The 15,334-nt window shown below is 64.7% G+C and carries 11 protein-coding genes; 5 read left to right on the forward strand and 6 right to left on the reverse strand.

Annotation, left to right across the window (positions count from 1 at the left end):
* Position 1 precedes the first annotated feature (1 nt).
* From ACTU6U_RS11950 to ACTU6U_RS11965, 4 genes are all read left to right on the forward strand, one after another.
* Complete coding sequence (locus ACTU6U_RS11950; RefSeq protein ID WP_443469331.1) at positions 2-928, forward strand: ABC transporter permease; 927 nt, start codon at positions 2-4, stop codon at positions 926-928.
* Positions 925-2,853, forward strand: coding sequence for an ABC transporter ATP-binding protein (locus ACTU6U_RS11955; protein WP_443469332.1), 1,929 nt, complete (start codon positions 925-927; stop codon positions 2,851-2,853). The genes ACTU6U_RS11950 and ACTU6U_RS11955 overlap by 4 nt, the downstream gene beginning before the upstream one ends.
* Positions 2,854-2,984: 131 nt before the next feature.
* Positions 2,985-4,688, forward strand: a complete 1,704-nt coding sequence (locus tag ACTU6U_RS11960) for an ABC transporter family substrate-binding protein (protein ID WP_443469333.1) — start codon at positions 2,985-2,987, stop codon at positions 4,686-4,688.
* Between the two features lie 81 nt (positions 4,689-4,769).
* Entirely contained in the window at positions 4,770-5,522 is a 753-nt protein-coding gene (locus ACTU6U_RS11965; protein ID WP_443469334.1) for an alpha/beta fold hydrolase, read from the forward strand.
* Here the strand turns inward: ACTU6U_RS11965 and ACTU6U_RS11970 are convergent.
* Both ACTU6U_RS11970 and ACTU6U_RS11975 read right to left on the reverse strand, forming a co-directional pair.
* A complete protein-coding gene (locus tag ACTU6U_RS11970) occupies positions 5,443-6,735 on the reverse strand; it encodes an MFS transporter (RefSeq protein ID WP_443469335.1) in 1,293 nt (430 codons plus the stop codon). The two genes, ACTU6U_RS11965 and ACTU6U_RS11970, sit on opposite strands and share 80 nt — an antisense overlap.
* A gap of 5 nt (positions 6,736-6,740) precedes the next feature.
* Entirely contained in the window at positions 6,741-8,090 is a 1,350-nt protein-coding gene (locus tag ACTU6U_RS11975) for a GH1 family beta-glucosidase (protein WP_443469336.1), read from the reverse strand.
* A gap of 198 nt (positions 8,091-8,288) precedes the next feature.
* Here ACTU6U_RS11975 and rpsT point away from each other — a divergent pair, with 198 nt between their 5' ends.
* Positions 8,289-8,549 (forward strand): 30S ribosomal protein S20, encoded by a 261-nt coding sequence (gene rpsT, locus ACTU6U_RS11980; RefSeq protein WP_443469337.1) that lies wholly within the window; start codon positions 8,289-8,291, stop codon positions 8,547-8,549.
* A 61-nt stretch (positions 8,550-8,610) separates the two neighbouring features.
* Here the strand turns inward: rpsT and holA are convergent, their stop codons facing one another.
* The 4 genes from holA to leuS form a co-directional block, all read right to left on the reverse strand.
* Positions 8,611-9,648, reverse strand: a complete 1,038-nt coding sequence (holA, locus tag ACTU6U_RS11985) for a DNA polymerase III subunit delta (RefSeq protein ID WP_443469338.1) — start codon at positions 9,646-9,648, stop codon at positions 8,611-8,613.
* Between the two features lie 10 nt (positions 9,649-9,658).
* A complete protein-coding gene (locus ACTU6U_RS11990) occupies positions 9,659-11,986 on the reverse strand; it encodes a ComEC/Rec2 family competence protein (RefSeq protein ID WP_443469339.1) in 2,328 nt (775 codons plus the stop codon).
* A gap of 14 nt (positions 11,987-12,000) precedes the next feature.
* A complete protein-coding gene (locus ACTU6U_RS11995; RefSeq protein WP_443469340.1) occupies positions 12,001-12,609 on the reverse strand; it encodes a helix-hairpin-helix domain-containing protein in 609 nt (202 codons plus the stop codon).
* Between the two features lie 119 nt (positions 12,610-12,728).
* Positions 12,729-15,299: a leucine--tRNA ligase gene (gene leuS / locus ACTU6U_RS12000; protein WP_443469341.1), complete on the reverse strand. Its 2,571-nt coding sequence runs from the start codon at positions 15,297-15,299 to the stop codon at positions 12,729-12,731.
* Positions 15,300-15,334 lie beyond the last annotated feature (35 nt).

The raw sequence follows: 15,334 nt of genomic DNA on the forward strand, positions 1-15,334 counted from the left end.
CATGAGCGACATGATCGACCCCACAGTGCACGCCCCCACCGATTCGGTGCTCGCTGAGACCACCAGCAAGCCCATGTCGAAATGGACGCTCTACTCGCGGCGCTTCATGCGCAACAAGCCCGCCGTCGCCGGCATCGTGATCTTCGTTCTGCTCGTGTTGTTCGCGATCATCGGACCGCTGATCGGGCGTTACGATCACATCGAACTCGACTTCCTGAACCTCGGCACCGGCCCATCCGCCGACCACTGGTTCGGAACGACAGCAGCAGGCAACGACACGTTCGCCCAGGTGGCGCTCGGCACCCAACGTTCGCTGATGATCGCCGTGACTGTCTCGGTCGGCGTCACGATCCTCTCGGCCATCATCGGCACGGCAGCTGCCTACTTCGGCGGGTGGACAGAGAAGATCACCCTCACCGTCATCCACTTCATGATGGTGATCCCCAGCTTCCTCATCCTTTCGCTGATGTCGAACCGCGCAGGCGGAAACTGGCTGGTCATCTCGTTGATCATGGTGTTCGTCGTCGGCTGGTACTTCCCGGCACGCGTGGTCTGGACAACGGCCCTTTCACTGCGTGAGCGTGAGTACGTGCATGCGGCGCGCTACATGGGCGTCTCCGGAATGCGCATCGTGATGCGCCATCTGCTGCCCAACATCGGCTCTCTCCTGGTGATCAACTTCACGCTGGGAATCGTCAGCGCGGTCATGGCAGAGACGGGACTGTCCTTCATCGGCTTCGGCGTGAAGATCCCGGATGTCTCGCTCGGATCCCTCATCGGTACCGGCGCCAACACCATCACCAGCGCACCGTGGCTGTTCTACTTCCCCGCGGCGGCACTGACGCTGCTCACCGTCTCGATGGCCCTGGTCTCAGACGGTCTGCGCGATGCCCTCGATCCGACTTCGGCGGCAGGAGGCCGCGCATGAGCGCCATCATCTCGGTCCGCGACCTCAAGGTCAGCTTCGCCTCAGAGGCAGGACGCGTGGATGCCGTCCGCGGCGTCTCCTTCGATCTGGAAGCCGGCAAGACGCTCGGTATCGTCGGTGAATCCGGCTCCGGAAAGTCGGTCACCTCGCTTGCGATCATGGGGCTTCTCGATGAGAACGCCAAGGTCACCGGCTCGATCATGTACGACGGGCAGGAGCTGCTCGGCAAGACAGACAAGCAGATGTCCGTCATTCGCGGCAATGGCCTCGCGATGATCTTCCAGGATCCGCTGACCTCGCTGACCCCGGTGTTCACGATCGGCGATCAACTGATCGAGGCGCTGACGGTGCACCGCGGTCTGTCCAAGAAGCAGGCGTGGGATCGCTCGGTCGAGCTGCTGCGTCTGGTCGGTATCCCCCAACCGGAGAAGCGTATGAAGGGCTTCCCGCACGAGTTCTCCGGCGGCATGCGCCAGCGCGTGGTGATCGCCATTGCGATGGCGAACAACCCGAAGCTCATCATCGCCGACGAGCCGACGACTGCTCTGGATGTCACCATCCAGGCGCAGATCCTCGATCTGATCGAGAAGGCTCAGGACGAGACGGGGGCTGCAACCATCATGATCACTCACGACATGGGCGTTGTGGCGCGCATGGCCGATGACGTCATGGTGATGTATGCGGGCAAGCCGATCGAGCATGCCCCTGTCGGCGAGCTCTTCCACCACACGCGGATGCCGTACTCGATCGGACTTCTCGGTGCGATCCCGCGCGTGGACAAGGCCGAGAAGGAACCACTCGTTCCGATCAAGGGAAACCCTCCCCTGCTGATCAACCTGCCGGACGCCTGCCCGTTCGCTGATCGCTGCCCGATCGTGATCGATGCCTGTCGCACCCGTGAGCCCGACCTCATGGAGGTCGCGACCGGTACCGGAGCCTCGCACCAGGTCGCCTGCATCCGTGCAAACGAGATCGAAGACGGCGGACAGCTCGGCGGGCTGCCGGTCTACCCCATCCGCGAGGTTCCCGAGAGCGTCCTGACGCGCACACCGCGTGAGGAGCGCCCTGTCACTCTTGACGTGCGCAACCTGAACAAGACGTTCTCGCTCATGAAGGGCGCCTTCATCAAGCGCAGGGTCGGCGAAGTCCACGCCGTCAAGAACGTCACGTTCGACGTGCGCGAGGGCGAGACGATGGCCATCGTCGGTGAGTCCGGTTCTGGAAAGACCACAACGCTCCTGCAGATCATGGACCTCGTCAAGCAGCAAGACGGCGACATCATCATCAACGGCACCAGTGTCAACGACATCACCAGCCGCAAGATCGAGCGACAGGTGCGTCGCGACATCCAGATCGTCTTCCAGGACCCGATGGGTGCGCTCGACCCGCGCATGACGGTCGCGGACGTCATCGCCGAACCGCTGCGTGCCATCGGAACGCCGAAGGACGAAGTGCACCGTCGCGTCAAAGAGCTGATGGACCTCGTAGGACTCAACCCGGCACACGTCGATCGCTTCCCCGGCGCGTTCTCGGGTGGCCAGCGCCAGCGCATCGGCATCGCCCGTGCACTGTCGACCAACCCGAAGATCATCGTGCTCGATGAGCCGGTCTCCGCACTCGACGTGTCGATCCAGGCCGGTGTCATCAACCTGCTCGACGAGCTGAAGGCGAAGCTCGACCTGTCCTACCTGTTCGTGGCGCACGATCTCTCGGTCATTCGGCACATCGCAGATCGCGTCGCGGTCATGTATCTCGGCGATTTCGTCGAGCACGGTGACGTGCAGGAGATCTTCGAGAATCCGAAGCATCCCTATACGAAGGCGTTGCTCTCGGCGATTCCCGTACCAGATCCCGACATCGAGCGCAGCCGCGAGCGACTCATCTTCAACCCCGAGACCATGCAGGCGGAGCCTGTCGTCCGTTGAATTGTTAACGGCCGGTAACGCTCGGTCACCGTCCGATAACAGTTAAGGGCGATTCACTGTGCTCACAGTGAATTCGGCCACCGTGCGAACTATTCTCGCCTTATGACACGCCGAAAGGCGAAAGGAGCACCATGAAGCAGCACAAGCTGATGGGGGCGCTCGCGTTCAGCGGAGCCCTCGCACTCGCCCTTGCGGGCTGTGCAGCTGACACCGGCAGCAACGGTGACAGCGGCAACACGCCCGTCGAGACGAAAGCCTCGGACTACAACCCGCAGCCTCGCGAGAACCTGAAGACGGGCGGGGAAGCCCGCTTCGCGATCAACGAGATCCCAGAGCAGCTGAACGCCTTCAACGGAGATGGTTCTGCCGACACTGCCCGCATCGCCGCGTGGTACATGCCGCAGATCCTGCTGCAGAAGGATGACGGCACCCCGTACAAGAACGACGCGTACCTCGACGAGTGGAAGATCGACACGGTCGACGGCAACACCCAGATCACCTTCACCTTCACGGATGAGGCGCACTGGAACGACGGCTCCCAGATGGACTGGACCGCCATCGAGGCGACGTGGAAGGCCAACAACGGCACGAACGAAGAGTTCAACCCGAATGCGACCGACGGCTACAAGAACATCGCCTCGGTTGAGCAGGGAGACACCGCGAAGACCGCGATCGTCACGTTCGACGGCGAGTTCGCCTGGCCGGAGATGCCGTTCCTCACGGGCATCATCCACCCCGCACTGAACGACCCGGCGACCTTCAACGAGGCGATGATCGGCGACCCGCACGCTGAGTGGGGCGCAGGCCCGTACATGATCGACGAGTTCGACGCCAACGCCGGCTACGTCTCGTTCGTGCCCAACCCCGAGTGGTGGGGCAACGAGCCGCTGCTCGACAAGGTCTCCTTCACCGCACTCGAGGCTTCGGCTGCCATGAACGCGTTCAAGGCTGACGAGATCGACATGGTCGGTGTCGGCACCAAGGACCGCATGGAGCAGGTCAAGGACATGAAGGACATCACCATCTACCGCTCCACGCAGACCGCGAGCACCCTGCTCGAGGTTGACGCCGACAAGCCGCAGTTCGCGGATGTCAAGGTCCGCGAGGCGTTCTTCAAGGCTGTCAACATCGACCAGCAGAAGGAGATCGCCTGGAACGGTCTTGACTACGAAGAGGCGCCCGCCGGCTCCCTCACGCTGTTCCCGTTCCAGCCCGGCTACGAGGACGCACTGTCCGAGGCCGGCTGGAAGTTCGACCCCGACGCCGCCAAGAAGCTGCTAGACGAGGCTGGCTGGGTCGAGGGCGAAGACGGCATCCGCGAGAAAGACGGCGAGAAGCTGTCTGTCGTGTACCCCATCTTCAGCGATGACCCGACGATCCAAGCGCTTGCGAAGGCTCTGCAGGCACAGGAGAAGGCTGTCGGCATCGACGTTCAGATCGACGTTCGCCCGTCGACCGACTTCTCGAACGACTACACCTCGAAGAACTGGGACATCGCGTCCCTGCGCTTCACCTCGTCCGACCCGTTCGGTGCTGCCTGGTTCTGCCAGCTGTACTGCATGGACATGGGCCTGAACCTCTCCGGCGTCCAGACGCCTGAGATGGACCAGCGCATCCACGACGAGGTCGAGTCGCTGACGACCGCTGACGAGCAGACGGCCGCAGCCATGAAGCTCGAGGCGGAGATCTTCCAGGAGTGGGGCCTCATCCCGCTCTACAACGGCCCGTCGATCTCGGCTGTCAAGACCGGTCTTGCCAACCTCACCCCTGAGCCTTACGTGGGCCTGGACGGCTTCGGCGTCCAGCCCGTTGAGGACATGGGCTGGGAGAAGTAATACTTCGACAGTGAAGGCGGGGTCGCAGGTTCTACCTGCGGCCCCGCTTTTTCGTGTTCCAGCGGCTCGTATGCTGGAGCTGTGAGTATCCAGGTCGTCCTCGTCCACGGCATCCGCACGTCTCGCACCATGTGGCGTTCACAGCTCGAGCATCTTGCCGAGCGCGACATCCCCGCCGTTGCGGTTGACCTCCCGGGTCATGGATCACGCATGGCGGAGCCCTTCACCCTCGACGGCGCGTTCACAACCGTCGATGAGGCCGTTCAGGATGCCGCGGCCAGAGGTCCCGTGCTCCTCGTCGGCCATTCCATGGGAGGCCTGGTCTCGGTCGCTTATGCGGGAGCCGAAGCTGCTCCCCCCGTCGCCGGTTTCATCGGCGCATCGTGCACCTCGTTTCCGCGCGGCGCGGCTCTTGCGACGTATCGCACGTTCGCGCGAACCTTCAACGCCCTGCCCGATCAGGGCATGTGGCTGACGAACCGCGTGCTCGCAGCTACTCTCCCCGACGACACCAGACCGGACTTCGGCGCCGGCGGCTACGCGCTCGACGCGCAGGATCTCGCCCTCGCCAGCCTCGGCGGGCTCGAACTCGCCGCGGACCTGCGACGCCTGCACATGCCGCTGTGGTGGATCAACGGACAGTTCGATCAGCTGCGGATGCAGGAGCGCCTCTTCCAGCGGCTCACTCCGCATTCCGAGCTCATCGTCGTGCCTCGCACCTCGCACCTCGTGACCGCGATGCGGCCACGAGTCTTCAACGCGCTGCTGGATCTGGCTGTGGCAACTCTTCAGAACCAGGCGACGCAGTCGCAGGGTGCACTGCGATCGTCATGATCCCGCCGAGGACAGACAGCACTCCTGCAGTGAGGAAGAGCAGCCAGAATCCGCCCACCAGTGCCACAAGTGCGGCGCCCAGCAGCGGCCCCAGCAGCTGACCGAGGTTCGCTGAGACGTTCACCACACCCAGATCACGTGCGTGATGCTCTGGACGCGGGAGCAGATCGGTGGCAAGCGCGAGGCTCACTGCCATGTACGCGCCGTATCCGACACCCATGACGCCGGCTGCGATGGCGGTACCGGTGAAGGTGGGCGAGATCAGGATCATCACCGCCGAGAGCGCTTGCACGAGCGCCGCGATGATCACGATGGACTTCCGCTTTCCCGTGCGGTCGGAGATCGATCCGGCGATGATGGATGCCGCGACGACGAAGACCGTATAGATCACGATGAGCACCAGAAGGTCGTCCTCTGCGCGGTCAGCGGGCGACCCGACGCCGTACAGCAGGAAGAACAGCAGCAGCGCGGTGCCGAGCGCGTTTCCGAGGTTCACGGTGAGACGACTGGCGAGCACCCACCCGAAGTTGCGGTCCTGCAGTGCACCGAGTCGCTCGCGCCACGTCTGCTGCGCCGAGGGCGTGATGGTGTGCGCGGCCTTCGGATCCGGCAGCAACAACGCGGTTCCGATGCCGACGACGAGGATGAATCCTGCCAGTGCGACGTAACTCGCCCCGATGCCCAAGCCCAGCAGCACCACAGCACCCACTCCGACGACGATTCCGACGGCCTGCGCGGAGCTCACAAGGGCCGATGCCGCGCCGCGCTGCGCGAAGATCTGGTCGGCGATCATGGCGGTCAGCGACGCGGAGACCACCGCCACGCCGATCGATACGCCGACCCAGGCTGCGCCGACGGCAACCGGGTCGGTTGCGGAACCGGTCAAGAGCAACGATGCCGCCGTCAGCAGCGACCCGCCGATCATCCAGGGCCGACGTCGCCCCCACCTGGAACGCGTGCGGTCAGAGAGCGCCCCTGCCAGCGGCCCCGCGATCACACCTGCCAGTCCGCCGATCGAGAGAATGAGTCCCGACCAGATGACGCCGGTGATCCAGTCTGCGGGCCCGCCGGGTGTGTCCAGTTGCAGCGGCAGGAGCAGTTGGACAGGGGTCAGCTGAACCGTCCACACCGCCAGCCACGCCAGGCCGAACAGCGTCATCCACGCGCCACCGACTCTGCCGCTTCGTGGCGAGAGGCCCTGTCGTGCGGGCACACCACTCATCGCGTGCCTGCGATGAGAGCGCGGTACCACTCGAACGAGGCCTTGGGCGTGCGCACGGAAGTCTCCTGATCGACGTGCACGAGACCGAAGCGCTGGGTGAAGCCCTCGGCCCATTCGAAGTTGTCGAGCAGGCTCCACACGGTGTACTCCTCGACGTCGACGCCCTGCGCCACCGCATCCGCCACCGCACTGATGTGGCCCGCAGCATATGACACCCGGTCACTATCGTCGATACGCGAATCGGTCTTGTCGGGTTCGGGGAATGAAGCGCCGTTCTCCCCGATGATGATCGGCGGCAGCGCGTCGCCGTAGCGCTTCTTCGCATCGACAAGGAATGCGGTGAGCGCGGCGGGCTCAACCGGCCACAGCTCGCCGAATCCGGTGTGCTTCGCACCGGGAGTCGGCACCTGAACGAACGGAACCGGCGCGCCCTCGGGCGCAGCCGCGATCGTCGTTGGATTGTAGAAATTCACGCCATAGAAATCGGATGCCGCGGCGATCGCCTGCATATCGCCCTCCTGAATCGGCATCTCCGCCCCGAAGGGCGAAAGATCCGGATAGCTGCCGGTGAGTACGGGCTCAGCGAAGAGTCTGTTGTGGATGAGGTCGTACAGATGAGCGGCAGTGCGATCAGCATCCGTATCGGCCGCGGGCCTGACCCAGGTGTGGTTGTTCACGATGCCGACGCTCTGCGCACCGTGCGCCCGCAGCGCGGCAACAGCACGACCGTGCGCGAGCAGTTGGTGGTGAACGGTGGGAAGGCAGCCGAACAGCAGCTGCTTGCCGGGGGCGAGCTCGCCGATCGCATAACCCTGCAGCGAGGTCGAGACCGGTTCGTTGATCGTGTACCAGTCCTTGACCCGGTCGCCCAGAGCCTGCGCGACGATCGTGCTGTACTCTCCGAAACGCTCTGCGGTGTCGCGGGCGAGCCATCCTCCTTCCGCTTCGAGCATGGAAGGCAGATCCCAGTGATAGAGCGTCGGGAATGGTGTGATGCCGGCCTCGAGCAGACCGTCGACGAGTCGGTCGTAGTAGGCGATCCCCGCCGTGGATGCGGCACCCACCCCGTCCGGCTGCACACGCACCCACGAGATCGAGAAGCGGTACCGGTCGACGCCGAGAGTGCGGAGCAGGGCAATATCCTGGGGCGCCCGGTGGTAGCTCTCGGGCCCGGGCTCTGCAGCGGACCCATCGAGCACGCGCCCCGGTGTATCGACGAAGTCATCCCAGATCGATCTTCCGCGTCCGTCAGCGGTTCGGGCTCCTTCCACTTGAAAAGCCGCTGTCGCTGCAGACCAGCGGATTCCCGCAGGCACGTGGAAGGTCGGAATCGACGCATCCGTCATACAGAGCTCCTTTGCTCGGGTATGCCCAGCTTGCCGCATCCGAATCGCTCAGCGCGAGAGGCGGGCAAAGGAAAGTCCGCAGACCTGGTAGACTTGATTCTTGGCTTGCGTGTGGGTTTATCCCTCACGACCGTCGGACAGCAGCCCTCTTCCTGCTTACGACACACTCCATCCATCCCTGAACGAAAGTTTCCACGCGTGGCAAACATCAAGTCGCAGATCAAGCGCATCAAGACCAACGAGAAGGCGACCCTGCGCAACAAGGCCGTCAAGTCCGAGCTCAAGACTCATGTCCGCAAGACCCGCGAGGCCATCGCCTCCGGTGACAAGGCTGTCGCATCGGCAACCCTGCAGGTGGCGTCGACGAAGCTCGACAAGGCCGTCAGCAAGGGCGTCATCCACGAGAACCAGGCCGCGAACCGCAAGTCTTCGCTTGCCAAGCAGGTTGCTGCTCTCTGAGCTCAGTTCTCACACTGAATTTCGAAGGCCCGTTCCCCTCAAGGGAACGGGCCTTCGGTGTTCATTCGCCGAACGGCGTGCGAGTGGCGATGACAGCAACCATCCGCTCCAGTGCGAAGATCGGATCGCGAGCCGCGCCCTTCACCTCAGCATCGGCTCTGGCCGTCGCCTGAATCGCAAGACCGAGCGATCGTTCATTCCACCCGCTCAGATCGCGACGGGCACGATCGACCTGCCAGTCCTTCATCCCGAGCCTCTGGGCGAGACTGCGACTGGGTTCGCGCTGACCGGCAACCCGGGCCATCGTTCGCAGTTTCATGGCGAAAGCCGCGACCATCGGCACCGGATCAGCACCGGAGTCGAGCGCGTGCCGCAGCGCCACGAGCGCTTCACCATAGCGACCGGCGATCGCGGTGTCGGCGACGACGAAGGCCGAGACCTCGACGCGGCCGCCGTAGTACTTGTTGACCGTTTCCTCACTGATGTCGCCGTCGACGTCGCGGAGCAGCTGCTGGCACGCGGAGGCGAGCTCGGTGAGATCGTCGGCAAAGGCAGAGACGAGTGCTCGCAGGGCGTTGGGGGCGATTCTGCGGCGGGCGGCCTTGAACTCGCCAGCAGCGAAGTCGACCCGGTCACTATCGCGTTTGATCGTCGGACACGCGATCTCGATGCCGCCGCCTGAGCCGCCTCGCAGGGCATCGAGCAGCTTCTTACCGCGCACGCTCGCTCCGGTGTGGCGCAGGATCACGGTCGCACCCTCCTGCGGGTGCTCGAGATACGAGACAGCCTCTTGAATGAAGGCATCCGTGCATTTCTCGACGCCGGAGACCCGTACCAACCGCGGTTCGCCGAACAGCGATGGTGACGTGAGCGCAAGCAGTGTTCCTGGAGCGTAATCGTCGGCGCGAACGTCACTGACCTCGAGCGCCGGATCTTCGGCCCGCAGATAGTCGCGGATCCCCGCGGTCGCACGCTCCGCACAGACTTCTTCTGGGCCCGAGACGAGGACGACAGGAGCAGGTCGAGGCTCGCGCCAGGACACCTGCGCGACCTTCGTCGCCTTCGCGCCGCCACGAGCTGAGGAACGAGGTGCGGCCATGAGTAAGAGCCTACTCGGCGTCGCCGACATCATCCGCCCCGCCGGGGGCGTCATTGCGCTCTGTCCACACCGTCAGAGCCTCACCATCGAGGCCGATCAGGATTCGCCCCTGCTGATCGGTTCGCAGCGTGAGCGCGCCCAAGGACGCGGTGATGTCAATCGTCTCCGTTCTCGGATGTCCGTAATCGTTGTCGGCGCCTGCGCTGAAGATCGCGACGCGGGGATGGGCTGCCGCATACAGACCTGGATCCTGGTCTGCACTGCCGTGATGGGCGACCTTCACCACCGTGTAGTTCCCGTGCAGACTCGCGGTGAGCATTCTCTGCGGCACCGCGGAGAGATCACCGAGGAACAGCGAGCGCGGAACTCCCCCGCCATCGAACTCCAGCACGACGCTCGCGTCATTGCCCGCTGGGAACGCTGCAGAGTTGGGGCGCGGCCACAGTACACGCCACTGCGCGCCGCCCAGACTGCCCTGCATCCCCGCAGATGCCGATACCACCCGCGCTCCCGCGCTTTCGAAGTCCTCGAGCAGGTGGCGTTCATCCGATGACGCCGTGGGCCCGTGGAGCACCGTGTCAGCCCTGCCGACCACGCTCCCCGCCGCACCGACGTGGTCGGCATCGAAGTGTGTGAGGACCAGCAGATCGATGCGGTCGACGCCGAGAGCGCTCAGACACGTCAACAGGGGTTCGGGCTCCATCCCGGTATCGATGAGCGCAATGCGCTCTTCAGAACGCAAGACGAGCGCATCGCCTTGGCCGACGTCGCAGGCGGAGATCGACCAAGACTGCGGAACGGTGACGCCTACGAGCGGGCCTGTGAGCAGCACCCGCGCTCCGAGCAATCCGCTCGCTACGACCACCACGCCGACAGACGCGATCCGCGCCCAACGTGCCAGCGCACCCGCGAACGGCGTAGTGCCGGCGAGCAAGAAACCGATTGCGACGCTCAGCATCGCAACGACGAGCGCCGCGCCGATCCCCGGCAGCACCAGGACTGTCCCCCCTGGCACCGCAGCCGACACCGTCGCCGTCGCCGAGATCCATGCGGCGGGCAGCCAGGCGGATGCGGCGAGCAGATCCGCCAGCGGTGGGATCGGAGCGGCAAGACAGGCCAGCAGCCCCACGACCGTCGCGATGGGAGCCACTGGATCTGCGAGCATGTTCGCCGGGATGCCGATGATCGACTGCTGCTCGGCGAACAGCGCGATGATCGGGCCGCACGCCAGCTGGGCCGCGACCGGAATGCCGATCGCGAGGGCCAGCGGCTGCGGCATCCATCGCGACATTCCCCTGGCGAGCGGCGGCGCGAGAACGATCAGCGCTGCGGTTGCGGCCGCCGACAGCGCGAAGCCCGGCGTGGCTGCGAGCCACGGGTCGGAGATGAGAATGCCGGCTGCAGCAAGACACAGCACTCCCACACCGGCACCCGGCCTTCCACAGAGCAGCGTCAGCATCGCGAGCGCAGCCATCACTGAAGCTCGAATGACGCTCGGCTCAGGCGTGACGAGCACGACGAATGCTGCCAGCGCAGCCAGCGCCAGCACCACGCGCAGTGCGCGTCCGCCCCCGCACAGTCCGACCAGCCAGAAGACGGCGCCCACGACGATCGCGCAGTTTGCGCCGGAGACGGCGGTCAGATGGCTCAGACCGCTGGTGAGCATCGCCGCATTGAGCTCCTCGGTCACTGCCCTGGTGTCGCCGACAGCGAGCCCGGGCAGGAGGCCAGCGCCCGGTTCAGGAAGCTTCGTGGCACGCTCGACGAAGTCCTCCCGCACCTGAGCGGCGATACCGAACGCGCCCTGAGCAGGTTGCACTATCTCGACCCGCATCCCGAAGACCACGAGCACTGCCCGTTCACCCGGATCAGTCGCCATCGTGTCTCCCGCGATCCGGATGACAGCCCCGAGATCGAGCCCGCTCTCCGGGTCGACTCCGACGCGGATCGGCACCGAGAGCGGCTCCGGTGCACCGAGCGTGCCTGCTCGCATCGTCTGCACGTCGAACCAGAGCCGACCATCAGCACCCTTCGATGATGAGGACGAGATCTCACCGACCACCTCGATGACCCGCCCACTGAGCTCAGTGGCAGCGTCGCGTTGCGGTACCGCGAAGCCCGCAGTCATCGCCACGGCCGACATCCCGAGAAGGATCACGGCAGCAAGCCCTCCCTGCGGGCGAGCGCCATCCATTCGCCGCCACATCAACAGCAGCGCGATCACACCACCGATGCCGGCGACTCCCACCACCCACCAGGAGATCTCTGGCACGAAAACGCACAGCAGAGCAATACCCCAGATGAGGAGAGCCAGCGGCACGAGTCGCAGATCACGCACGCGGGTGCCGCCGTTCACACCCGCACCAAGTCCCGAACGCCCGCGAGCAGCTTCTCACCGATGCCCGACACAGCGAGCAGATCGTCAACCGATCCGAAGCGCCCGTTGGTCTCGCGCCACTCGATGATTCTCTGCGCGATCGCCGGGCCGATGCGCGGCAGAGTCTCGAGCTCCGCCTGGTCGGCGTTGTTGAGATCTATGAGGTCATCTCCGACGACGCCTGACCCTCCTCCTTCTGCTGCTGCACCGATCATAGGAACGACCAGCTGCTCGCCGTCGCTCAGGAGACGGGCGAGGTTGACAGCCTGCAGATCTGCATCGTCGAGAGTGCCGCCGGCGGCAGCGAGAGCATCCACTACTCTCGCATCCGACTCGAGTACGTAGAGTCCAGGTTGCTGGACCTGCCCGAGTACATGCACGTACAGCTCGCCACCCTCGACGGCGTCTTCGGCCCCCTCCTCGGCTGCGATCTGCACCGTCTGTGACGGCTGCGCCTGGCCGCGCATGATCCCGAGACCCACGGCACCGGAAAGCACGACCAGGCCAAGCACAACCGCCGCGCCGATGCTCAGCCGCAGACGCGACCGCGCGGGGGTCGCAGGCGCGGAATCACGGGCTGGCACCCCGCCACGCTACGGCGATGAACGCGTCCGAACCCGTCGAACGACGGCATCCCGAACAACTTCGCAAGCGCGTCAGATGTGCAGAACGAGTCGACGGCGCGTGGCACCGGGGACGCGAGTCAGCCCTTGACGGCGAAGTTCACCAGCTTCGGGGCGCGGACGATGACCTTGACGATCTCCTTGTCACCGATCGCGCGGATGACGCGCTCATCGCCGCGAGCGAGCGCTTCAAGCTCGTCCGCCGTGATCTTCGCCGGCACTTCGAGCTGCGCCCGCACCTTTCCGTTCACCTGCGCGACAGCGGTGATCGTGTCTTCGACGAGGAGCGCCGGGTCCGCCTGACGCCAGGTCACAAGACCTACCGACGGCTCGTGTCCGAGCGCTTCCCACATCTCCTCCGCGGTGTGCGGGGCGATGAGGTCGAGCATCACCGTGACAGTCTCCAATGCTTCGCGCACGGCAGGATCAGCAGCACCCGCGCCGGTGTCGACGGTCTTGCGAGTGAGGTTCACCAGCTCCATGAGGCGGGCGACCAGAACGTTGAACTTGGTCTGCTCGACGAGTGCCGGAGCATCGGCGAGCAATCTATGCGTGCCGCGACGGAGCACGGCGTCGCCGTCCTTGAACAGAACATCGACCGGGCTCGAGACCTGGTGGCTCAGTCGCAACGCACGCGCCAAGAACTTCTGCGCGCCGGTCATTGAGACATCCGCCCAGTCCTTCTCGTCTTCCACAGGACCCGCGAAGGCCATACCGACGCGCACGGCGTCAGCTCCGTACGCGCCGAGCTCATCTTCGAAGAGCACGAGGTTGCCCTTGCTCTTGGACATCTTCGCGCCGTTCAGAATCACCATGCCCTGGTTGATCAGGCTGCTGAACGGCTCGGTGAAGTCGATCAGTCCCATGTCGAACAGGACCTTGGTGATGAAGCGCGCATAGAGCAGGTGCAGGATCGCGTGCTCGACACCGCCGACGTAAGTGTCGACGGGAGCCCATCGCGCCGCCTCGGCCGGGTCGAAGGCGAACTGATCGCTGTTCGGAGACAAGTACCGCAAGAAGTACCAGGAGCTGTCGACGAAGGTGTCCATCGTGTCGGCATCGCGCAGCACCGGGTCACCAGAGACCGGGTCGACAGTGCGTACCCACGACTCTGCGGCGCCCAGCGGCGACGAGCCCTTCGGTGAGAGGTCGAGGCCCTTGACGCTCGGCAGCCTGACCGGCAGGTGATCTGCAGGTACCGGGGTCACCGAACCGTCTTCGTGGTGAAGCATCGGGATCGGAGTACCCCAGAAGCGCTGGCGGGAGATCAGCCAGTCGCGCAGGCGGTAGTTCTTGGCAGCGCGGCCGGTGCCGGCAGCGGTGAGCTGCTCGATCGTACGAGCGACGGCATTGCGCTTGGACAGGCCGTTCAAATCACCCGAGTTGATCATGCGCCCCTCGCCAGAGAGCGCGATTCCGGTGACCGAGGGATGCTGGTCATCGGCGGGCTCGATCGGCACACCGTCGTCGTCGACATCGATGACGGGCATCGCGCCGGTGACGGGCGCCGTGGTGTCAACGACCACCTTGACCGGTAGGTCGAAGGCACGCGCGAAGTCGAGGTCACGCTGATCGTGCGCAGGCACAGCCATGACCGCACCATGACCGTAGTCTGCGAGCACATAATCGGCAGCCCAGATCGGCAGCCTCTCGCCGTTCACAGGGTTGATTGCGAAGCGCTCCAGGAACACGCCGGTCTTCGGGCGGTCGCTGGACTGACGGTCGATGTCGGTCGTCTTCTGCACATCGGCCAGGTAGCTGCGGAAGCACTCCTGCGCCTGCGGCGACGATGTCGCGACGAGTTCAGTAGCGAGGTCCGCATCCGGCGCGACCACGAAGAACGTTGCGCCGTGCAGAGTGTCAGGACGGGTCGTGAAGACAGTGATCGGCTCATCGCGCCCTTCGATGCGGAAGTCCACGTCTGCACCGACAGAGCGACCGATCCAGTTGCGCTGCATCTGCAGCACGCGATGGGGCCAGCGACCCTCGAGCTGGTTGAGGTCATCGAGCAGCCGGTCCGCATAGTCGGTGATCTTGAAGTACCACTGGGTCAGCTTCTTCTTGATGACCTCGGCGCCGCAGCGTTCGCAGCGACCGTCGACGACTTGTTCGTTCGCCAGCACCGTCTGGTCGTTCGGACACCAGTTGACCGGACTCTTCTTGCGGTACGCCAACCCGCGCTCGTGCAGCTGCAGGAACAGCCACTGGTTCCACTGGTAGTACTCCGGGTCAGAGGTATGCAGTTCGCGCGACCAGTCGAACGAGACGCCGTATGACTTGAAAGCCGACTTCTGCTGGTCGATGTTCTGGTACGTCCACTCCCGCGGGTCTGCGCCGCGACGGATCGCGGCGTTCTCAGCGGGCAGACCGAAGGAGTCCCAACCGATGGGGTTGAGCACGTTGTGCCCCCGGTGGCGCCAGAAACGCGCGACGATGTCGGAGTAGAGGTAGTTCTCGGCGTGCCCCATGTGCAGATCACCCGAGGGGTAGGGGAACATCGCCAGCACGTATTTGCGCGGGCGCGTGTCGTCCGCGCCGCCGGCGAGGAACGTATCGTTGTCGGCCCAGTACTTCTGCCACTTGGCTTGGATGGCGTGCACCGACTGTGACTCGTCGGTGGCCTCGGTGGAGGAAGCGTGGATTTCAGACAACGAACGGCCAATCTCAGGAAGCGGCGTGACGAACA

The organism is Microbacterium zouquanmingi (genome assembly GCF_052266695.1).
Lineage (GTDB): Bacteria > Actinomycetota > Actinomycetes > Actinomycetales > Microbacteriaceae > Microbacterium.

What these genes read in the sequence shown, in the direction of transcription:
- ACTU6U_RS11950 (WP_443469331.1), top strand. Translation starts at nt 2, where the DNA reads ATGAGCGACATGATCGACCCCACAGTGCACGCCCCCACCGATTCGGTG.
- ACTU6U_RS11955 (WP_443469332.1), top strand. Translation starts at nt 925, where the DNA reads ATGAGCGCCATCATCTCGGTCCGCGACCTCAAGGTCAGCTTCGCCTCA.
- ACTU6U_RS11960 (WP_443469333.1), top strand. Translation starts at nt 2,985, where the DNA reads ATGAAGCAGCACAAGCTGATGGGGGCGCTCGCGTTCAGCGGAGCCCTC.
- ACTU6U_RS11975 (WP_443469336.1), bottom strand. Translation starts at nt 8,090, where the DNA reads ATGACGGATGCGTCGATTCCGACCTTCCACGTGCCTGCGGGAATCCGC.
- holA (WP_443469338.1), bottom strand. Translation starts at nt 9,648, where the DNA reads ATGGCCGCACCTCGTTCCTCAGCTCGTGGCGGCGCGAAGGCGACGAAG.